This window comes from Enterobacter sp. BIDMC 27 (assembly GCF_000534415.1).
Taxonomy (GTDB): Bacteria; Pseudomonadota; Gammaproteobacteria; order Enterobacterales; family Enterobacteriaceae; genus Enterobacter; species Enterobacter hormaechei_C.
The window spans coordinates 3,037,243-3,056,673 of sequence record NZ_KI973178.1; the positions used below are offsets into that span (position 1 = coordinate 3,037,243).

The following is a 19,431-nucleotide window of genomic DNA, read 5'->3' on the forward strand; positions in this document are numbered from 1 at the left end:
CTGTGCATAATAAAGCAAATAATTATCATTTCCATTCTTATTTGGATGAATGATTTGCACATAACGACAACAACAGACAGGTAACATGATGATTTTTAAAGGCAGGGCTAATCGCGCGAAAGCGCCCGCAGGGTTAATTCCTGCTTCCTTCTCACTTTCACTGCTTGCGCTGGCAATGTCCGCCGTCATGCACCCGGCACAGGCGGATGAAAATACGCAAGAACAAGAGATGGTTGTCTACGGTGACGGGAACGGGAGCGCCGACTCGCAGCAGGATTATGCGGTAAAAACCACGCGTTCAGGCACCAAAATGCTGCTGACCCCGCGCGATATCCCCCAGTCAGTCAGCGTCGTGACGCGCCAGCGTATGCAGGATCAAGACCTGCAAACCATTGACCAGGTACTTACCAATGCCACCGGCGTTTCGTCGCAGCAGGTTGATAGCGAGCGTTCCAGCTACTTTTCCCGCGGCTTTGAAATCACCAATTTCGCCTACGATGAGATCCCCACATCAATGGGCGACGCGTGGAACTTTGGCGATGCGCAGGAAGATACTGCCATTTATGATCGTATAGAGATTGTGCGTGGCGCAAACGGCCTGATGACCGGCGCTGGCGATCCGGGAGCAACGGTGAACATGGTGCGTAAACGTGCCGACAGTAAAACCTTCAGGGGCAACGTCAGCGCAAGTTACGGAAGCTGGAACAAACAGCGTTATGTGGGCGACATCTCCGCGCCCCTCAATTCCGATGGCAGCCTGCGTGGGCGCGTCGTGGCAGGTTATCAGGATCAGGACAGCTGGCTTGACAGATATGGCAAGCGCAAGAAATTTCTCTATGGCGTCATTGAAGGCGACGTAACGGAACACACGACGGCCTCGCTGGGCTGGGACTATCAGCAAACAAACACAGCCAACCCGACCTGGGGCGGATTACCCAGCCTGTACAGTAACGGCAGCCGTACCCATTACGATCGCAACGTCAATACCTCGGCAGACTGGACGGGATACTCCGTTGAGTCGCGTAAAGTTTTTGCTAACCTCACCCATAACTGGGATAACGGCTGGTCGGTGCGTTTCAATGGAACCCACGGCGAGCAAACGTTCAATGATACCCTGCTTTATGTGATGGGCAATCCGGACGCCACCACCGGAGAAGGCGCATCAGGCTGGGGTAGTAAGGATCGCGGCAAGCGCACTCTGGACGCCTTTGATGCCTACGCCAGCGGGCCTTTTGAACTTCTCGGGCGTCAACATCAGCTGATGGCCGGAGCCAACTATAGCCGACAGCACAATGCTACCTTCAGCAAAGACGGGCCAATGGACAGTGCTCAGATTGGCATCTTCAACAACAGCTGGGACGGCAGCGTGGCCGAGCCGGAGTGGGGCGACTGGTATCAAAATGCGGATGATATCGTGCGGCAAAAATCGGCGTATACGGCGGCACGCCTGTCGCTGGCGGATCCGTTGTCGCTAATCGTTGGCGCACGTTATACCCAGTACAGCTCAGATGGCAGCAGCGGCGATATGCGTAAATACAACACCACCCCTTACGGCGGGCTGGTGTATGACATCAACGACAGCCTTTCCGCTTACGCCAGCTATACCTCAATTTTTGCCCCGCAAACCAAACGCACGAAAGAGGGTGCATGGCTCTCTCCCGTCACCGGTAAAAATTATGAAACCGGCCTGAAGGCAGACTGGATGGACGGTCGACTGACCACCAACGTTGCCGTATTCCGCATAGAACAGGAGAACGCGGGGGAGGAAATCAGCGGGGTATTCGTTAATGGATCCAGCGAACAAGCTTATCGCGCAACCAAAGGCGCAGTGAGCAAAGGGGCGGAATTTGAGGTGAACGGTGCCGTTACCGACAATCTACAGCTTACCTTCAGCGCGACCCGCTATGTTGCCCGTGATTCAGATGGCCGCTTCAACAGCTTCGCGCCGCAGACGCAGCTTAAGGTGTTCAGCCGTTACCGCGTCCCGGCGCTTCCGGATCTGACCCTAGGCGGCGGCGTGAACTGGCAGAATCAGGTGTACAAAGATGTCACCGGTCCGGACGGCGAGACGCAGCGCCTATATCAGGGCAGCTATCCGCTCGTCGACTTGTTCGCGCAGTATCAGCTGACGAAACAGCTGGCGGTGCAGGCAAACGTTCGTAACCTGTTCGACCGCGAATACTACTCATACCTTGATGACTCTGCCGTCTATGGCGAACCGCGTAGCGTCTCGGTAAGCATGAGTTACACATTCTGATCTAATCAGCTTATCGCTATCCTGGCCATCACCTGTTCCGAAATGCGCTTCGGCCCCACCAGCGGCAACGACACGGCGATGGCCGCCATGCCATTGCCATCCTGGTAACGAATAATGTGCCGGTTTGAACGGGGGACGAGCCTGGTGCCGGAAACATTGGGCCAGTTAAAGAAGACGTATGTTGGATATGCAGTAAAACAGCCAGACGCAAAAGTGTAAATATTCAATGAACAGGACGCCCTCAGACTCGAGGGGCATCCTGAGCAATACTAAAAGGGGACCTGTTTCATCCTGAAGCAATGCGTCTCTTTTTGCAGTTTCATGCGCCTATCGGTAAATATCCCTGCCACTCTGGAAGATCGCGATGCCCTGTATCGCAGGGTGTCAGATGAATAAACAACCCTCCAACCTTTTCAAGCAACAGGCAATCATCAACCTCTTTTAAATTATCCTTATGTTGTTGATCGACACCGCAAAGTAGAGTTAGTAATGCTTTCTCCTTAGCCTGCCGGGCATTTTCGGCGACGAACAGATCATATTCGTGCAGTTCTGCAAGCGTATCCGGCCTGTAACCACCCGCATTGACGAAAAATAATCTCTTCGTAGTCTGGGGCGGCTCCGGGGAAAGCGTGACAGAGTATCCGTCGGCCCACGTGATACGGCTATAGCCGTCTATATGAATTTTATCACTATCACCAAACCATGCTTCACGCAGTGCAGGCCAGGCATCATTGGGCTTACGTGCCGCCACAAACTGGATGTCGTGGACCTCAATATTGGATTTACCGGCATTTCCGCCGACATAAAACATATACAAATTCATACAACCCTCAGAAGTTATTTTAATCGCTATATATTTAACTATATAGCGACTTGGGCTACAACTGTGCAAAAGACATTGATGACAATGAGTTCAAGATTCTTCTACGCAAAGCCACGAGGAGTTTACGCAGCATGTTTCATGAACTATTGCCCACAATTGGATGACAACATCTGACTAAGTCGACCATGCACCACCCAGACCGATTTCCTTTTATTCAACCTTGCATCAACGGCGCGCTTGAGGAGGTTGTCATTGCGGTGATTTTTCTGGAAAATTCGATATATAAAAGAATACATAACGAGAGGGTGTTTATGGCCAGGAAACGAATGCAGGTTGTGCTGGTGGCGGTTGCGCTGCTGCAAATGCCATCCATGGCGCTGGCAAAGGATATCAGGGTGACTTATGCCGGTTCCATGGGCAAAGTAATGGACCAGGGGTTAGGTCCGGCTTTTTCCAGAGCAAATAACGACGGCTATCAGGGGCAGGGTCAGGGTGCATACGGGATGGCACGCCTGCTTGCAAGCCACAAAATTGAGGCTGATGTGTTTGTCTCCATCACCCCGGGGCCGATGCAAATTCTCAAAGACGCCGGGCTGATAGATGAGGCGGTCCCTGTCGCCAGTACCAGCATGGTGGTCGCTTACAGTCCTGAGGGTAAACATGCAGCGCAGTTTGAACAGGCCAACAGAAAGAAAGACGGCTCGTGGCTGACTCTGCTGACGCAGAAAGATGTCTTATTTGGCCGCACCGATCCTTATGTCGACCCAAAAGGCCAGAATATTGTGTTTAGCCTGATGCTGGCGGAAAAGTATTACAACATGCCGGGCATCACCGATAAAATTTTAGGCTCGCTGCAAAACCCACAGCAGACTCATCAGGAAGGAGGGCTGCTGGCGCGTCTGGAAAGCGGTCAGGTGGATGCAGCAGCGGGATACGAGAGTGAAGTTCGCTCAGCGCATTTGCCGTATGTCGCGCTGCCGGATGAAATAAACCTCAGCAACCCGGCGATGACGAAACAGTGGTATGACACCGTCAGTTTTACCATTAAAGACAGCAAAGGCCAGGATCAAATTCTGCACACTCAACCAATGGTGTTCTATGCGGCGGTGCTGAAAAACGCGCCGAATGGTGTAGAACAGGGACAAAAGTTCGTATCGTTCATGCAAAGCGCCGAGGGGCAGAAATTGTTCAAAGCGTTTGGCTACGCCGAACCTAAAGGAGACAGCTTATACGCCCGCTAAGAAAACCGGGCTGGGTCGCGGGGTGGTTATCTCTGCCCGCTATCCTGCTGTTAAGTATCCCCTTTATCACGCTGATTAGCGTCACGCCCTGGCATCATCTGAAGCTGGCCTGGCGCGACGACAGCGCCATTGCCGTCTCTATGGGACTGGGTGTGCTGGCACTCGGAATTATCATTCTTATCGGCATGCCGGTGGCATGGTGGCTGTCACAAGCCACGGGTCGAAAACGATTGATCGGTGAACTGCTGGTGATGATCCCTCTGCTGACGCCACCGCTGGCAATGGGGATTTTGCTGGTTTCGGCTTTCGGGCCTTATGGCGTGATTGGCCGCTGGCTTTCACTGTTGGGAGCTACGCTGGTAAATAATCCGGCGGCGTTTGTGCTGGCTCAGGTTTACGGCGCTTTGCCTTATTTTATCGTGGTGTCGCGTTCGGCGTTTGCCACTGTTCCCCAAAATATTCTTGAAGCGGGACAAACGTTGGGAGCTTCTCCCTGGAACCGCTTTCGTTTTCTTACATTACCCCTGGCATTGCCTGGGCTGGCTTCTGCCGTAACACTCGCCTGGGTTCGCGCGGTAGGCGAGTTCGGGATCGTGATGATCTTTGCTTATTTCCCGCAGGGTATACCGGTAAAGCTGTATACCAATCTGCAAAATGACGGGGTGGACACAGTATATACTTTGCTATGGATGCTGCTGGTAGTGACGCTTCCCCTGCCAATGGTCTGCTTTGCTCTTGGCAAACGAATGGCCAGGAAATGAACACCCCTTAGATCGTCCGTTCCTCGTTCATAGCGGATGAGCTTGCTCACGTTTCCATTTCAGCGGGCTACCTCGAATAACCCCAAACCGGATTCTTCATAAAAGGCCACACACAGAAACCTCCAGTCAGTCAGACTGAAAGTACAGGGCAGGAAGAAAATGTGGCGCGCGCTGGATATGTCTTACAATCGGATCGGTGGGATTATGCTGGGGGAACCATGGAGGCGTAAATCGGTACGTCGCGATAGCGGAAGAAATTACGCAAAGTTAACGTTGTATGCTCTTTGTCTCCCGAAGCCAGAACCGGGCTTTGCGCCCGGTTACTCTTGTATTAACCACATGTCCGACTCTTCGAACATCTCCTCAAGCATGCGGTTGAGCTTTTCACGGTCGCTTTTGCTGGCGTCGCTGTTCAGGCCGTTCGCTTGCATTGGCTTAACCGTCACGCTGGCATCAGGAAAAATCCGGTGCACGCGTTTTGTCAGCTCGGCCAGGATGATTTCCCTGGCTCCTTCCAGCCCCTGTACGTTTCGCTTGTCATAAACCAGTTCCACAAACATGATTGTTTACCTTATGGATATTACGCATGTGATTCAGCCTGAACGTAAAATACTACTGTATATGGGTACAGTCAAACGGCGTTCAGACTAAAGCATTGTCCAGAGCAATGCAGAAAGCGTTGCCAGCCCCCCCAATACGACCAAAAACACCGTCACGCCGCGAAGCTCTGCCAGCGAGGGGCGGGTGTATATGAGGTACGCCGGGATAAGGAACAGGATCACCGCGATCAGTGGTCCGCAGAACATTTCAATCAGGCTGAGCACATCCGGATTGGCATAAACAATGCCATAGGTCAGCAGGAACAGCGCCAGAGAGGCCAGCCGCTTGCTGGCGTTGGCCTTTTTGCCGGATACGCTGGCAGCCAACTGACCAAACGTTTGTGCGACCGACAGACCTACGCCGAGGAAGGATTTCGTCATACCGATGATAGCGATGAGCGGGGCAATGTGGTAAATCAGGCTGAAATCACCGTTTCCCTTCATCACCGACAGCACATTCAGGTTTTCCGCCTTCGCTCGCACAAAGTTGTCATGGGGGATCCCCAGCACGCAGCTCAGCACGAAAAAGAGGATACTGGCGAAGATAGCTAAGTAGGCGATACGGATCACGAACAGTGCCTTTTTCTCACCCTCCGCTTTCCTCTCCCGGTAGTAAGAGCTCAGCGGGGAGACCATAGGCGCACAGCAAAACGAGAAGGTAATAAGCGGCAGCGTCAGCCAGATATTTTTCAGCGTTACCGGCAGCGGCGTGGCGTTCATTTCAGCGGCCGTATCGGTCAGGTTAGACAGATGCCATCCCGGGATAAGTGATACGGCGATCAGCAGTACAGATGCCGCGAACGGCAGCGCCAGTGCGCTCATAATGGCCACGACTCTGTCCCGGCCCTTGCTAAGCACCACATACAGCGCAGCAACCACGATAAACGACAATGGCCCACGGCTGAGGGCGGTAATATGCAGATGCTCCACCAGTAAATTACTCAGCGCATTAATCAGCGCCACCCCGTAAACCAGGGTTACCGGGAAGAAGGTCACACAATAGAACAGGGTGATCAGCTTTTCACCCCTTCCGCTGAAGAAGGAGCCGAAGATCGGCAACGTGCCGTTTTCAGTCTTCTCTTCACGCATATATACACGACAAAGGAGTAAATGGGGGATCAGGGATAACGGCAGCCCCAGCAGGAGCATAACCAGAAAAATAACCGGACCACGGGTGCCGATTTCCACGGGAAGGAACAGTGTTCCCGCTCCGACGGCTGTACCATAAAGGCCCAGCGTCCAGATATTATCCTGCCAGTGCCAGTTAGAGCGTGTTGTAATATTAGCTGAGAGAGTTGTGGCTTTATTCATCATATTTTACCGCGTTGTTAGAGGGGCGACGACTTATTTATTTTTTATCTGTCTGTAGTCGTCGCTGCGCCATTACGTCACGGGTGGGAGGGGTTTGATGTTGCATACCGAAAACCTTATGTGTATGCCTGCAATAACTATCGTTATTCTTTGACGATGCTTTAACAGGCGGTTAATTAAGAAAGGGATTTGTTAAATTAACGAACAAATAACGACTGACTTTCCCTGCCTGCACGTCTGTTAATTAAAGAATAAACACCCTGTTTTATTAAGTACCATAAGGCGCCATCATATTGAAGGGGGGCTTATTTAATTATTTTATTGGGCGTGAAATTATCCCGTTATGCCTGAAATTAAAAAACAGAATGTAGACAATCGCGTAACCCGCTCGTAGCTTTCGAACCGTCTTGTAACATAACGCTCTCTTTATGGTGGCGAAGGGGTTCAGGACGTCGTATGCCTGCTATTAAACGCCCCATAAGAAAATCCTCTTCTATACTCAGTTACGTTTAGTGAAATAGGTCGCCGCTCCACACGTCGCGTTCCCTTAATAGCGGCGGGCAGCAGGGGTATATATTCACGAAAACGCCTTAATAATGGTCAATTTTGCATTTTAGAGGGGGTTTCCTGGTATGTTGCATTCTCAATCCTCGCGTGTCGGCAGCATTTTGCTGCTGCTGACCGCGATAATAGCCTTCGCGGTGGCGCTATACGCCTGGTGGACGCCGCTTACCGGCGTCACTGGCACCATTGGCGCACTGGGCGTGGTCATTGCCAGCGTAGTGCTGGCGATCCTGACCTTTATGTTACGTGCGGCATCGCGTCGCGGGGCGCGCGTTTTTCTGATTATTGTCACCCTGGTGGTGTTGGCGGGTATTGCTTTCGCCGCCGCGCTGCTGCACCAGTACATCATAACGGCAGCCATGGTGGTCGGCCTGATTGGTCTGATTATGCTGAGCAGCCATTCCGCTCGTTACAACCATCCCGTCAGAAGCTGAGGAGCCGCCCGTGCACAACGATAAGCATTATCCCTTCATAAAAGTCAGCATGACGGCGCTGGCGCTGCTGGTCGCTCCGCTCGCGCTACAGGCGCAGGATAAGGCCGCTGAAGCCTCGCAGGGGACCCAGGAATCACTGAACATTGATGCGGCCGATCAGCAGGCGCCCGGAACCACAAAAACCACCGACGATGCCTCAACCGGCAACGGTGATGGAAAGAGAGTCGCCTCGGCCAGCCAGCCAGCGACGCCGCTGGTGTCCGGCACCGCCACCTGGGACAGCTTCCACGGCCAGCTTAACGCGCAGAAATACAGTCCCCTGACCCAAATTACGGCGGATAACGTCGGGAAATTAACGAAAGTCTGGGAGTTCCATACCGGCGACGTCTCGGACGGTAAAGGCGATACGCCAGCTACCGTCTGGTCCGCAACGCCCATTTTCGCCAACGATACGCTCTACATCGGCACGCCATTCGATCGCCTGATTGCGCTGGATCCGGGGACGGGTAAAGAGAAGTGGCACTATGACACCAAATCGTCGCGCAAGGCGCTGACCCAGCCGGTGCTGAAAAATCGCGGCGTTTCCTACTGGCAGGCCAAAAATCCGGTGACAGGTGAGGCATGCCAGAAGATGGTCTATATGGGCACCGTTGACGGCAAGCTCTTTGCGCTGGACGCCGATTCAGGCAAACCGTGCAGCGGCTTTGCGAACAACGGCGTGCTGGATCTGAACCAGTGGAACACCGTTAACGCGAAGTATCCGCTCTCTGTCCTGCAACCGCCAACCGTTGTCGGCAACCATCTGCTGGTGGGCTGGGCCGGGAAGGACTGGGCCTATGCCGAAGCCCCTCCGGGCACCGTATTTTCAGTCAACGCCCAGACCGGTAAGCTTGAGTGGACCTTTGAGGCGATCCCGGCAGAGATCCGCAAGCGTACCGGTACCGCCAACGTCTGGACGCACATGTCCGCCGACGAGGCTAACGGGCTGGTCTATCTCCCGGTCTCATCGCCGTCTCCCAACTATTGGGGCGGCAACCGCGTAGACGCTATTCCGCTTGGCACCTCGACCACCGCCCTGGACATCAACACCGGTAAAGTGGTCTGGTCCCGTCAGTGGGTACACCACGATGTCTGGGATTACGATATCAACTCCGCCCCGACGCTGATGGACATCACCGTAGACGGCAAGCAGATCCCGGCGCTGGTGCAGGCCACCAAGCAGGGTTTCCTGTTTGTGGTTAACCGCCTGACGGGGGAGGACGTATGGCCAATCGAAGAACGTCCGGTTCCGCAGGGTGATGGGTCGGTCCAGGGCGAAGTTCTCTCGCCCACGCAGCCATTCCCGACCAAACCCGCGCCGCTGCTCGACCAGTCGAAAAAACCGGAAATCTGGAAGCTGGCGGATATCGTCGGTGGCGGCCAGTGCTCCCGCCTGTGGGATAACCTGACCTATGAAGGAATGTATACCCCGCCGACCACCAAAGGCGAAGGCACGCTCACCTATCCCGATAGCGCCGGCGGCGTCCAGTGGGGCGGGGTGGCGTTCGATCCGCAAAAACAGATCGCCATCGTCAACACCTCGCATATCGTCCAGTACGTGAAGCTGTACAGCCGTGAGGATTACGATAACGCAGACAAAGACTCCGGCAACGAAAGCGGCTTTGCCCCACAGGAAGGCGCCCCGTACGGTATGCGTCTGCTGGTGGCGAGCAACTGGCTGGGCATGCCGTGCTGGCAACCGCCGTTTGGTGAAATCGTGGCGCTGGACATGCACACGGGCGATGTGAAATGGCGTCGTCCGGTTGGCGCCTCCCAGCAGTATGGCTTCTTCATGCCGGAAAGCTGGGGTTCGCCTACCATTGGTGGTCCGGCAGTGACGGCGGGCGGCGTGATCTTCATCGGTGCTTCAATGGATGCCAAAGTGCGTGCCTACTCGGTAGAGAGCGGTGAAGAGCTGTGGTCCGATCAGGCCGAAGCTCCGGCGGTAGCGAACCCGTCCGTCTATGAATATAAAGGTCGCCAGTATGTGGCCTTCGTGGCAGGCGGGAATACGATCCTGAAGGATCAGGTGGGCGATCAGGTGGTGGTCTACGCCTTGCCGGAATAATTCAGCAGGAAGGGGAAATAAGCGTGGGGCCTGCGGGCCCCACTTTATTTTGCAGTAGTTGTTTTACCGACGCGTTATTTATCGGCTGATGCGCCAGCACGCGCTGACATCTGCTCGGCGGACTTCAGATGCTGCTCAACGACCGGAGTGTGCTCGTTGGCCAGAGCCTTCACATCTGGATCGTCGATTTTACTGGCGTCGCTTTTAAGCTTCGACAGCACCTTCTCGTGGTCCTTCACGCCAGCATATTCCATATACATTTTGTCAAAAGCGTCACCGCGCTGGTTTTCCAGCCTTGAGTTCAGGGCTTTATGCGCGGCGTCTGGTTCGGTCGGCAGCTCCACGCCCTTTTTCTGGGCAACGGTCTTGACTTTGGTCAGCGCGGCGCCGTGATCGTCGACCATTTTCTGGGCGAATGTTTTCACTTCACTGGTTTGGGCCTTGTCGAGGGCGAGCCTGGCGGCGGCAACTTCGTTGATATTGGCCTGCGCCATGTCCTTCAATGCTTTCTCGTCGCCGGAGCTGTGTCTGGCGTCCGGTTGAGCCTGGCCCGCAGTTTGAGTTTGCGCGGCGCTGGTTGTCTGGGCTTGTACGCCAACGGTGCTGAACATTGCTGCAACTGCTGATACGGCTAGCAGCCTTTTCAGGGTTTTACTCGTGTGCATATTGTTCTCCTGATGGTCATGGTACAGGTAAGTTTCAATTGCTTCAGGCGCAACCGGCAGATAAATGGCGACTGCACAGGTCAGTATAGTAGATGAACCTGCTGTACCCGCTGTTCAGGTCAGTGATGGCTGGTCGTGATGCTCAATCCTTCTACAATATTGATACGGATCATTTACATATTTGCTGCTAATGTTAAATATATAGATTCATCAACAGGAGGAATGATATGAAAAAAGCACTATTAGGGAGTGTATTGGCTTTAACAGTAGCAAGCTTCGGCGCATCTGCGGCAGATATGATTTCCAAGGATGAAGCGCACCACTTCAAGCTTGAATACCTTGGTAATGTATCTGTAGGGGCTTCAGGTGGACAAATTTCTTCACCTTCAGATCTTCATCAAAAACTCTCAAAACTGGCAGACGAGAAGGGCGGGAAATACTACGTCATCATCGCTGCCCGCGAGCATGGCCCTAACTTCCAGGCCGTCGCAGAAGTCTTTAAATAATTTTCTCAAATAACACAAAAACCCGCTTCTGGCGGGTTTTTTGCTTACAGACAGCCAAAAAAATGCCCCTGATGCGGGGCGAGTGTGAGTCAAAGCTTTTCTTATATTTATCTATTTTGTGCTCTAAGGCTTTGGGACAATAACACCTTGTTTAAATAATGCAATCTAAATGCATATTTAAATGCGACGGCAGCATACGTTACACAGATAGTCTACTCTTTACATACAGTTATGGTGAAAGGCAGTTAATCGTTAGCTGTCGCCTGCTGGAGAATGGAAACAGTAAACGGTTGCAAGAGGTAAACATGAACGTTGACGCACTGACGCAAAAGGCAGAAGAAGAAATTTCAGCGCTTATAACCAAAAAAATTTCAGAGTTACGTAAAAAAACAGGGCAGGAAGTGTCTGAAATTGAGTTTATCGCTCGTGAAGCCATGACAGGCCTCGAGGGGTATGAGGTAAAAATCAAACTTATTTAAGCGAAATTATTACCTGTTTCGGGACACTGGATAAATCAGAACGGCAAACGTCAGCTAAGACTATCCTGCGCGTGGCAGGATTGAAGCCAAAAAGCCCGGTGACGCTGCGCTTACCGGGCCTACAATTAACGCAATCCACAGGCCGGGCAGGGCGTAGCCGCCACCCGGGTTACCAGGCTTACACTATCGCGTTCGGGCACGCTTCTCCCTTTTCGAGTTGACGCAAATTCCCCAGCGTGGTTTCCGAAATGCTGATCAGCGCTTCGGCGGTCAGGAACGCCTGGTGTCCGGTGAACAACACGTTGTGACAGGCAGACAGGCGACGGAACACGTCGTCCTGGATCACGTCATTAGATTTATCCTCAAAGAACAGATCGCGTTCGTTCTCATACACATCCATACCCAACGCGCCGATTTTTTGCGTTTTCAACGCTTCGATAGCCGCCTGAGAGTCGATCAGCCCGCCGCGGCTGGTATTGATGATCATCACGCCGTCTTTCATCTGGTCGAACGCCGACTGGTTAAGCAGATGATAGTTCTCCGGGGTCAGCGGACAGTGCAGGGAGATAACGTCAGACTGCGAGAAGAGCGTTTTCAAATCGACATACTCCACGCCCAGCTCCAGCGCAGCGGCGCTTGGGTACGGATCAAACGCCAGCAGGCGCATGCCAAATCCTTTCAGGATGCGAAGGGCGGCCACGCCAATTTTGCCGGTACCGATGACGCCTGCGGTTTTACCGTACATGGTAAAGCCGGTCAGCCCTTCCAGAGAGAAGTTAGCATCACGGGTTCGCTGATAGGCACGGTGAATACGACGGTTGAGCGACATCATCATCCCGACCGCATGTTCTGCCACGGCTTCCGGAGAATAGGCCGGGACGCGAACGACCTTCAGACCCAGCTCTTTGGCGGCATCGAGATCGACGTTGTTAAAGCCCGCGCAGCGCAGGGCAATGTATTTCACGCCCTGTTTTTTCAACTCTTCCAGCACCGGTCGGCTACCGTCGTCGTTAACGAAGATACACACGCCTTCGCAGCCGTGGGCGGTTTTAGCCGTCTTTTCAGTTAGCAGAAAGTCGAAAAATTCAAGATCGAAACCGTACGTCTCGTTAACATGTTGCAGATACTTTTTGTCGTACTGCTTTGTGCTATATACCGCGAGTTTCATAAGACTTTCTCCAGTGATTTTGGAACCACGTTAGCATGTTTAAAATTATCTTACAATTTTTCAAAATTCATTGAAATCAATAAGTTCTATGAATTATTGTAGAGCATCTACTCTTAAAAATGGCATTACCTTCAACTGACTGGCTAAACATGCGACAATGAGCGGCAAGAACGGCTTATTTTTTTCGCAAAATCAGGATATTAACTGCCCATGAAGGGTAAATACAAAGCCGCAATCGCGCTATTACTGCTGCTATTTCTTGTGCCGCTGACGCTGCTGATGACGCTCGCCCAGTGGGTACCCACGCTCGCCGGGATCTGGCTCCCCGTTGGAACGCGCATCGCGTTTGAAAAAAGCCCACGGCTCACGCGCCACGCCCTGATCATCCCCGATCTCCGCTATCTGGTAGAAGAGTGTGAAATTGCCCGCGTGGAAAACGTGACTCTGTCACACCCCAGCCGCTGGGATCTGGATATTGGCGCACTTGAACTTAACTCTGTCTGCCTGAGCAAATTACCGCAATCGGCGCCATCTACGGTGGCGCCGAAAACGCTGGCGCAGTGGCAGGCCATCCTGCCCAACACCTGGCTGACCATCCATCGCTTTACCCTTTCTCCCTGGCAGCAGTGGGAGGGTGAGCTGCATGCCTCACTGACGCCAGCCCGCCAGGACATCACCTATAACGGCAAGCAGGTGAGCATTAAGGGGCAGTTGCGCGGCCAGACCCTCTCCATCAGCCAGTTCGATGTGCAACTGCCGGATCAGCCGCAGCCCGTGAAGCTGGTCGGTGAATTTACCCTGCCGCTGGTGCCGGACGGCGTGCCGGTGAAAGGGCATACGGTCGCGACCTTTAACGTGCCACAGTTATCCTCGCTGGTCGATGCCGATCTGGACTGGGAGGACAATCAGGGCCAGCTGGTGGTCATGGCGCGGGACAACCCCGATCCGCTGCTCGATTTACCGTGGCAGATCACCGCTCAGCAGTTGACCATCAGCGACGGACGCTGGAACTGGTTAGCCTCCGACGTGCCAATGAGCGGACGCGTCGGGCTGAAAGTGGATAACTGGCAGCAGGGGCTGGAGAAAGCCACCTTCACGGGGCGGTTCAACGTGCTGACCCAGGGGGATGCGGGGAAGGGCAACGCGGTGCTGAATATCGGTCCCGGCTCGCTCAGTATGGATAACAGCGCTATGCCGCTGCACCTGAGCGGGGAAGCCAAGCAAAACGATCTGATCCTGTATGCCAGGCTCCCGGCGATGCTGACCGGCAGCCTTTACGATCCGCAGCTTACGTTTGAACCCGGCGCTTTATTGCGCTCGCGCGGGCGCATCATCGACTCGCTGGATATCGATGAGATCCGCTGGCCGCTGGCGGGCGTGAAGCTCACGCAGAAGGGCGTGGACGGCCGCCTGCAAGCCATTCTGCGGGCGCATGAAAACGAGATGGGCGATTTTGAGCTGCATCTGGACGGCCAGGCTAACGACTTTTTACCGGACAACGGTTTGTGGCAGTGGCGCTACTGGGGTAAAGGGAATTTCACGCCAATGAACGCGCGCTGGGATGTCCGGGGAACCGGGGAGTGGCGCGACAACGTTATCGAACTGACCGATCTTTCCACGGGGTTCGACAAATTGCAGTACGGTACGATGCTGGTCAGCAAGCCGCGCCTGGTGCTGGATCACCCGGTGCGCTGGTCGCGGGACCCGGATAACCCCACCTTTAGCGGCGCGCTCGCGCTTAACGCCGGGCAAACAAGCTTTTCAGGCGGAAGCGTGCTGCCGCCGTCCGTTTTGACCTTCAGCGTTGACGGGACAGACCCGACGGTGTTCCAGTTTAAAGGGAACCTGCATGCGGACGACATCGGCCCGGTCCAGGTGAATGGACGCTGGGACGGCGAACGCCTTCGCGGTCAGGCCTGGTGGCCAAAACAGTCTCTTACGGTGTTTCAGCCGCTGATCCCGCCAGACTGGAAAATGACCCTGCGCGGCGGCGAAATGTACGCGCAGGTGGCTTTCTCTGCGGCGCCCGATCAGGGGTTTGAGGCAGGGGGGCACGGGGTGCTGAAAGCGGGCAGCGCGTGGATGCCGGATAACGAGATCAACGGCGTGGATTTTGTTCTTCCGTTCCGCTTAAGCCAGGGTACCTGGTCGCTGGGCACGCGCGGGCCGGTAACGTTACGAATCGACGAGGTGAAAAACCTGGTCACAGCCCGAAATATCACCGCGGATCTCCAGGGCGATTATCCCTGGACCGAAGCGAACCCGCTCCTGCTCACCAACGTGAAGGTGGAAGCGCTCGGCGGGAAAATCACCATGCAGCAGTTGAGAATGCCGCAGCACGATCCGGCTTTACTGCGCGTGGATAATATTTCCTCCAGCGAACTGATAAGCGCGGTGAATCCGAAGCAGTTTGCCATGTCCGGCCCGGTGAGCGGCGCGCTGCCGTTCTGGCTGGACAATGAAAAATGGATCATTAAAGATGGCTGGCTGACCAACCCGGGGCCGATGACGCTGCGCATCGACCAGGACACGGCGGATGCCATTGTGAAAGACAACATGGTTGCCGGGGCGGCGATCAACTGGCTCCGCTATATGGAAATTTCGCAGTCGTGGACAAAACTCAATGTGGATAATCTGGGTGTGTTAACCATGCAGGCGGCCATTAAAGGCACCAGCCGCGTCGAAGGCAAAAGCAGTTTCGTAAACCTGAATTACACCCATGAAGAGAACATTTTTACCCTCTGGCGCAGCCTGCGCTTTGGGGACAATCTGCAAACATGGTTTGAGCAACATGCGGCGATACCCCTTCTCCGCGGTTCGACAGGCAAGGAAAGTGAGGAACAACAATGAAAAAGAGGGCTGGTGTACTCACCGTGGCCGTCGTCGCGCTGCTGTCAGGCTGCACGCCGCGCATTGAAGTGGCGGCGCCCAAAGAGCCGATCACCATCAACATGAACGTGAAAATCGAGCATGAAATCCATATCAAGGTGGATAAAGACGTTGAAGCCCTGCTGAAATCCCGCAGCGATCTGTTCTGAGGATGTCATGAAACGATTTGCTCTGATGTTACTGGCGCTGGGGATGAACGTTCACGCCGCCACGCTTACGCTCAACGATGCGCGTGCCCAGGGGCGCGTAGGGGAAACCCTGAGCGGCTATCTTGCGCCCGTTCAGCACGACGCTGAAACCCTGGCGCTGGTGAACCGTATCAACGCCGCACGCACGGAAAGTTACCAGCAGCTGGCTGACAGTAATAATTTACCCGTCGACGAGGTGGCGAAAATGGCGGGACAAAAGCTGGTGGCCCGCGCGCAGCCGGGTGAGTACGTGAAGGGAATTAACGGCAAGTGGCTGAAAAAATAGCTAGCGATAACGCCTGCGGTATTCGCCCGGCGAAACCCCGAAACGCTGCTTAAAGGCGGTGGAAAAATGGCTATGGTCGGTGAAACCCCAGCTGTAGCCAATCCCCGCCAGCTTTTCGTCATCGCTTATGGAACGCAGCGCCTGAGCGCATAAATCGAGGCGACGGTTCTTAATATACTGCGCTACCACCAGCCCTTTCCCGGCAAACATGCGGTACAAGCTACGCACGGACATGCCGCTCTCTGAAGCTATCCACTCCGGTCTTAACGCCTCCGACTGAATATGATCATCAATCAGGGACAGAACGTGGCGGAACTGACGCTCCTTGCGCGGCAGCACCTCGTCACGCTGCTGGAAGGCCGGACGCAGCAGACACACCATCGCCTCAAGCGCCGCTTCGCTTTCACTGGCGCTGAGATCGGCATTGCCCATGCTCTCCTGTAGCAGTCGGTAGCTCAGCTGTACGGTAGGCAGATTGCGGGAGAGGGGCAGCGCGCACCTCACTTCCTGAAAACGCGCGTGTTGCTCAATGATTTGTCGCGGGAGCAGGAGCGAAATCTGGCGGGAACGCTCCTGCCAGTAAATGGAGCACGGGCGGGAGGCGTCAATCAGCGTGATATCCCCGGCTTTCAGCATCGCGCGCTGGTCGTCCTGTTCGATTCCGGCGCTGCCTTCCAGCTGAAACACGGTGTAGAACCAGGCGTCGTTGCCGTTTTTGATCTCCTGACGGGTGCGAAACAGGTTAACGCCTGCGGCGGTCACCGTGCTCAGCTTCAGACTTTGGGTGTAGCTGGTTTCCAGCTCGCCGAGAAACGCCCCCTCTAACGGACGTGCCGCAAAGCGCCCACAAACCTGGTTAATTTGCGCCAGCCACTGCTGAAAAATGTCCTGTTCGCTTGCACACGCCATTGATGTTCTCGCTGCACCGTCACTGTTTTCGCATTGTTGCATTTATGTTGCATTTTGTCAGGGCTACGAGGCTGACTATAGGAAAGAACACTCAACGGTTACAGCGATATAAGCGGGAATTATCACGATTTGCGGACCCTGTCACAGCTGGCAAAGCGAATGTCACACAGACAAAAGCAGGAATGCGAATCCCCTCTTAGACTGCATACACACCCTGCGAAGCATAACGAAGGAGTATCCTATGTCCGAATCACACGTCGCCATCCTGCCGGGCGTGCAGCAGTTTTTAGATCGCCAGCACGGCCTGTGGATCGAAGGGCGTCAGGCGGCATCCGATAGCGAAAAGCGTCTGAACGTCTACAACCCGGCGACCGGAGAGGTTATCGCCACCACCGCCGATGCCAGCGTCGATGATGTCGATCGTGCGGTGATGTCTGGCTGGCGCGCCTTTGTCGCCCGAAGCTGGGCCGGACGGCTGCCGGCAGAGCGGGAACGCATCCTGCTGCGGTTTGCGGATCTGGTGGAACAGCATGGCGAAGAGCTGGCACAGCTCGAAACCCTGGAGCAGGGGAAATCGATTAACATTTCCCGCGCCTTCGAGGTGGGCTGCACCCTGAACTGGATGCGCTACACGGCAGGGCTGACCACCAAAATTGCCGGTAAAACTCTCGATCTCTCGATTCCACTGCCGCAGGGCGCGCGTTATCAGGCGTGGACGCGTAAAGAGCCGGTGGGAGTCGTGGCGGGGATTGTGCCGTGGAACTTCCCGCTGATGATTGGCATGTGGAAAGTGATGCCCGCGCTGGCGGCAGGTTGCTCCATCGTGATCAAACCGTCGGAAACCACGCCGCTCACCCTGTTACGGGTGGCGGAACTGGCGAGCGAGGCGGGGATCCCGGAGGGTGTGTTCAACGTGGTGACCGGCAGTGGCGCCGTCTGTGGCGCGGCGCTGACCTCGCACCCGCGCATTGCCAAAGTGAGCTTTACCGGTTCGACGGCGACGGGCAAGCAGATTGCCCGCGCGGCGGCGGACACGCTAACGGGCGTGACGCTGGAGCTGGGCGGCAAAAACCCGGCCATCGTGCTGAAAGATGCCGACCCGGCGTGGGTGATTGAAGGGCTGATGACCGGCAGCTTCCTGAACCAGGGGCAGGTCTGCGCGGCCAGCTCGCGCATTTATATTGAGGCTCCGCTGTTCGACACGCTGGTCAGCGGGTTTGAACAGGCCGTGAAATCCCTCAGCGTCGGGCCGGGCATGTCGCCGGAGGCGTTTATCAACCCGCTGGTGTCGCGCGCCCACTGCGATAAGGTTCAGGCGTTCCTGGATGAGGCGAAGGCGCACAATGCGGAGCTGATCGCCGGGAACCGGGGGCCAGACGGCAAAGGCTATTACGTTTCGCCAACGCTGGTGGTCAACCCGGATAATCATCTGCGACTGACGCGTGAAGAGGTCTTCGGGCCGGTGGTGAACCTGGTTCGTGTGGCCGATGGGGAAGAGGCGCTTCAGCTGGCGAACGACACTGAATATGGCTTAACGGCCAGCGTCTGGACGCAGAACATCAGTAAAGCGCTGGCGTATACCGACAGGTTACAGGCCGGAACAGTGTGGGTGAACAGCCACACGCTGATAGACGCCAACCTGCCGTTCGGCGGCATGAAGCAGTCCGGCACCGGGCGCGATTTCGGCCCCGACTGGCTGGACGGCTGGTGTGAAACCAAGTCGGTGTGTGTGCGGTATTAAAAAAACGCCGGGTGGCGGCTACGCCTTACCCGGCCTACGGGATGGAGGAAAAAGGTTGGTTTTGTAGGCCGGGTAAGCGCAGCGCCACCCGGCGTAACTTACAGCGACCACCGATCCCGCCCGGCCTCCTTCGCCCTGTACAGCGCCGCATCGGCGCGGGCGATGATTTCCGGGCCGGCCAGCCCTGCGGTATAGCCTGCAATGCCCATACTCGCCGTCACACATTCACTAACCTTCGACGCGCTGTGCGGAATGGCTGCGTTGCGCAGGCCAGCCTGGATCCGCGCGGCGACTTTCTCAGCAACGCTTTCTTCGCAGTCAAAGAGGATCACCACAAACTCCTCGCCACCGTAGCGCGAAACCACATCCTCTGGCGTGCGCACCGAGGTGTTCAGCACCTCTGCCACCCGCGCGAGACACGCATCTCCGGCCTGGTGACCGTAGGTGTCGTTATACAGTTTGAAGTAATCGACATCCAGCATCAGCACCGCGAAGCGTTTGCC

General features: G+C 55.1%; 18 protein-coding genes. 11 read left to right on the top strand and 7 right to left on the bottom strand.

Translation table 11 applies throughout. The annotated features are described in order from the left end of the window. Positions 1-88: 88 nt before the first annotated feature. On the top strand, positions 89-2,257 hold the full coding sequence (gene fhuE / locus L463_RS08280; protein ID WP_032104053.1) for a ferric-rhodotorulic acid/ferric-coprogen receptor FhuE: 2,169 nt from the start codon (positions 89-91) through the stop codon (positions 2,255-2,257). A gap of 319 nt (positions 2,258-2,576) precedes the next feature. On the opposite strand, the gene L463_RS08275 is transcribed toward fhuE, so the two are convergent. Continuing rightward, complete coding sequence (locus L463_RS08275; RefSeq protein WP_017384532.1) at positions 2,577-3,080, bottom strand: DUF1543 domain-containing protein; 504 nt, start codon at positions 3,078-3,080, stop codon at positions 2,577-2,579. Between the two features lie 326 nt (positions 3,081-3,406). Here L463_RS08275 and L463_RS08270 point away from each other — a divergent pair, with 326 nt between their 5' ends. Next, positions 3,407-4,321 (top strand): extracellular solute-binding protein, encoded by a 915-nt coding sequence (locus tag L463_RS08270; RefSeq protein WP_032104051.1) that lies wholly within the window; start codon positions 3,407-3,409, stop codon positions 4,319-4,321. A 41-nt stretch (positions 4,322-4,362) separates the two neighbouring features. Further along, entirely contained in the window at positions 4,363-5,082 is a 720-nt protein-coding gene (locus L463_RS0122820) for a molybdate ABC transporter permease subunit (RefSeq protein WP_230075257.1), read from the top strand. 320 nt (positions 5,083-5,402) lie between these two features. Here L463_RS0122820 and L463_RS08265 read toward each other — a convergent pair whose 3' ends face one another. Beyond that, positions 5,403-5,642, bottom strand: a complete 240-nt coding sequence (locus L463_RS08265) for a DinI family protein (protein ID WP_003857390.1) — start codon at positions 5,640-5,642, stop codon at positions 5,403-5,405. 87 nt (positions 5,643-5,729) lie between these two features. Continuing rightward, positions 5,730-6,992 (bottom strand): amino acid permease, encoded by a 1,263-nt coding sequence (locus L463_RS08260; RefSeq protein WP_017384529.1) that lies wholly within the window; start codon positions 6,990-6,992, stop codon positions 5,730-5,732. A 632-nt stretch (positions 6,993-7,624) separates the two neighbouring features. On the opposite strand from L463_RS08260, the gene L463_RS08255 reads away from it, so the two are divergent. Together L463_RS08255 and L463_RS08250 are read left to right on the top strand one after the other, a co-directional pair. Beyond that, the gene (locus L463_RS08255; RefSeq protein WP_032104048.1) at positions 7,625-7,990 is read left to right on the top strand and encodes a hypothetical protein; all 366 of its coding nucleotides are present in this window, start codon (positions 7,625-7,627) and stop codon (positions 7,988-7,990) included. Positions 7,991-8,000: 10 nt separating this feature from the next. Beyond that, positions 8,001-10,097, top strand: a complete 2,097-nt coding sequence (locus L463_RS08250; protein ID WP_032673207.1) for a pyrroloquinoline quinone-dependent dehydrogenase — start codon at positions 8,001-8,003, stop codon at positions 10,095-10,097. Between the two features lie 74 nt (positions 10,098-10,171). On the opposite strand, the gene L463_RS08245 is transcribed toward L463_RS08250, so the two are convergent. Then, on the bottom strand, positions 10,172-10,762 hold the full coding sequence (locus L463_RS08245) for a DUF4142 domain-containing protein (protein WP_032104045.1): 591 nt from the start codon (positions 10,760-10,762) through the stop codon (positions 10,172-10,174). A 227-nt stretch (positions 10,763-10,989) separates the two neighbouring features. Between L463_RS08245 and L463_RS08240 the strand changes: the two genes are divergently transcribed. Together L463_RS08240 and L463_RS23655 are read left to right on the top strand one after the other, a co-directional pair. Further along, entirely contained in the window at positions 10,990-11,268 is a 279-nt protein-coding gene (locus L463_RS08240) for a YdgH/BhsA/McbA family protein (protein ID WP_003857380.1), read from the top strand. A gap of 305 nt (positions 11,269-11,573) precedes the next feature. Continuing rightward, positions 11,574-11,747 (top strand): GnsA/GnsB family addiction module toxin, encoded by a 174-nt coding sequence (locus L463_RS23655; protein WP_006808842.1) that lies wholly within the window; start codon positions 11,574-11,576, stop codon positions 11,745-11,747. Positions 11,748-11,925: 178 nt separating this feature from the next. On the opposite strand, the gene L463_RS08230 is transcribed toward L463_RS23655, so the two are convergent. Further along, on the bottom strand, positions 11,926-12,915 hold the full coding sequence (locus tag L463_RS08230) for a 2-hydroxyacid dehydrogenase (RefSeq protein WP_017384525.1): 990 nt from the start codon (positions 12,913-12,915) through the stop codon (positions 11,926-11,928). Between the two features lie 210 nt (positions 12,916-13,125). Between L463_RS08230 and L463_RS08225 the strand changes: the two genes are divergently transcribed. From L463_RS08225 to L463_RS08215, 3 genes are read left to right on the top strand one after another with little or no spacing between them, the layout of a single operon-like run. Continuing rightward, positions 13,126-15,765 carry a YdbH family protein gene (locus L463_RS08225; RefSeq protein ID WP_032104044.1) on the top strand — a complete coding sequence of 880 codons (2,640 nt, stop codon included), beginning with the start codon at positions 13,126-13,128 and terminating at the stop codon, positions 15,763-15,765. Continuing rightward, positions 15,762-15,953 (top strand): YnbE family lipoprotein, encoded by a 192-nt coding sequence (locus tag L463_RS08220; RefSeq protein WP_003857369.1) that lies wholly within the window; start codon positions 15,762-15,764, stop codon positions 15,951-15,953. Before L463_RS08225 ends, L463_RS08220 begins: the two co-directional genes overlap by 4 nt. A 7-nt stretch (positions 15,954-15,960) precedes the next feature. Continuing rightward, on the top strand, positions 15,961-16,278 hold the full coding sequence (locus tag L463_RS08215; RefSeq protein ID WP_023296550.1) for a YdbL family probable chaperone protein: 318 nt from the start codon (positions 15,961-15,963) through the stop codon (positions 16,276-16,278). Here L463_RS08215 and feaR read toward each other — a convergent pair whose 3' ends face one another. Continuing rightward, the gene (gene feaR / locus L463_RS08210; RefSeq protein ID WP_023296551.1) at positions 16,279-17,187 is read right to left on the bottom strand and encodes a transcriptional regulator FeaR; all 909 of its coding nucleotides are present in this window, start codon (positions 17,185-17,187) and stop codon (positions 16,279-16,281) included. 241 nt (positions 17,188-17,428) lie between these two features. Here feaR and L463_RS08205 point away from each other — a divergent pair, with 241 nt between their 5' ends. Beyond that, positions 17,429-18,928 carry an aldehyde dehydrogenase family protein gene (locus tag L463_RS08205; RefSeq protein WP_032104042.1) on the top strand — a complete coding sequence of 500 codons (1,500 nt, stop codon included), beginning with the start codon at positions 17,429-17,431 and terminating at the stop codon, positions 18,926-18,928. Between the two features lie 98 nt (positions 18,929-19,026). Here L463_RS08205 and L463_RS08200 read toward each other — a convergent pair. Beyond that, a partial coding sequence (locus L463_RS08200) for a diguanylate cyclase (protein ID WP_032673208.1) occupies positions 19,027-19,431 on the bottom strand: 405 nt, incomplete at its 5' end.

What these genes read in the sequence shown, in the direction of transcription:
- fhuE (WP_032104053.1), top strand. Translation starts at nt 89, where the DNA reads ATGATTTTTAAAGGCAGGGCTAATCGCGCGAAAGCGCCCGCAGGGTTA.
- L463_RS08275 (WP_017384532.1), bottom strand. Translation starts at nt 3,080, where the DNA reads ATGAATTTGTATATGTTTTATGTCGGCGGAAATGCCGGTAAATCCAAT.
- L463_RS08270 (WP_032104051.1), top strand. Translation starts at nt 3,407, where the DNA reads ATGCAGGTTGTGCTGGTGGCGGTTGCGCTGCTGCAAATGCCATCCATG.
- L463_RS08265 (WP_003857390.1), bottom strand. Translation starts at nt 5,642, where the DNA reads ATGTTTGTGGAACTGGTTTATGACAAGCGAAACGTACAGGGGCTGGAA.
- L463_RS08260 (WP_017384529.1), bottom strand. Translation starts at nt 6,992, where the DNA reads ATGAATAAAGCCACAACTCTCTCAGCTAATATTACAACACGCTCTAAC.
- L463_RS08255 (WP_032104048.1), top strand. Translation starts at nt 7,625, where the DNA reads ATGTTGCATTCTCAATCCTCGCGTGTCGGCAGCATTTTGCTGCTGCTG.
- L463_RS08245 (WP_032104045.1), bottom strand. Translation starts at nt 10,762, where the DNA reads ATGCACACGAGTAAAACCCTGAAAAGGCTGCTAGCCGTATCAGCAGTT.
- L463_RS08240 (WP_003857380.1), top strand. Translation starts at nt 10,990, where the DNA reads ATGAAAAAAGCACTATTAGGGAGTGTATTGGCTTTAACAGTAGCAAGC.
- L463_RS23655 (WP_006808842.1), top strand. Translation starts at nt 11,574, where the DNA reads ATGAACGTTGACGCACTGACGCAAAAGGCAGAAGAAGAAATTTCAGCG.
- L463_RS08230 (WP_017384525.1), bottom strand. Translation starts at nt 12,915, where the DNA reads ATGAAACTCGCGGTATATAGCACAAAGCAGTACGACAAAAAGTATCTG.
- L463_RS08225 (WP_032104044.1), top strand. Translation starts at nt 13,126, where the DNA reads ATGAAGGGTAAATACAAAGCCGCAATCGCGCTATTACTGCTGCTATTT.
- L463_RS08220 (WP_003857369.1), top strand. Translation starts at nt 15,762, where the DNA reads ATGAAAAAGAGGGCTGGTGTACTCACCGTGGCCGTCGTCGCGCTGCTG.
- L463_RS08215 (WP_023296550.1), top strand. Translation starts at nt 15,961, where the DNA reads ATGAAACGATTTGCTCTGATGTTACTGGCGCTGGGGATGAACGTTCAC.
- feaR (WP_023296551.1), bottom strand. Translation starts at nt 17,187, where the DNA reads ATGGCGTGTGCAAGCGAACAGGACATTTTTCAGCAGTGGCTGGCGCAA.
- L463_RS08205 (WP_032104042.1), top strand. Translation starts at nt 17,429, where the DNA reads ATGTCCGAATCACACGTCGCCATCCTGCCGGGCGTGCAGCAGTTTTTA.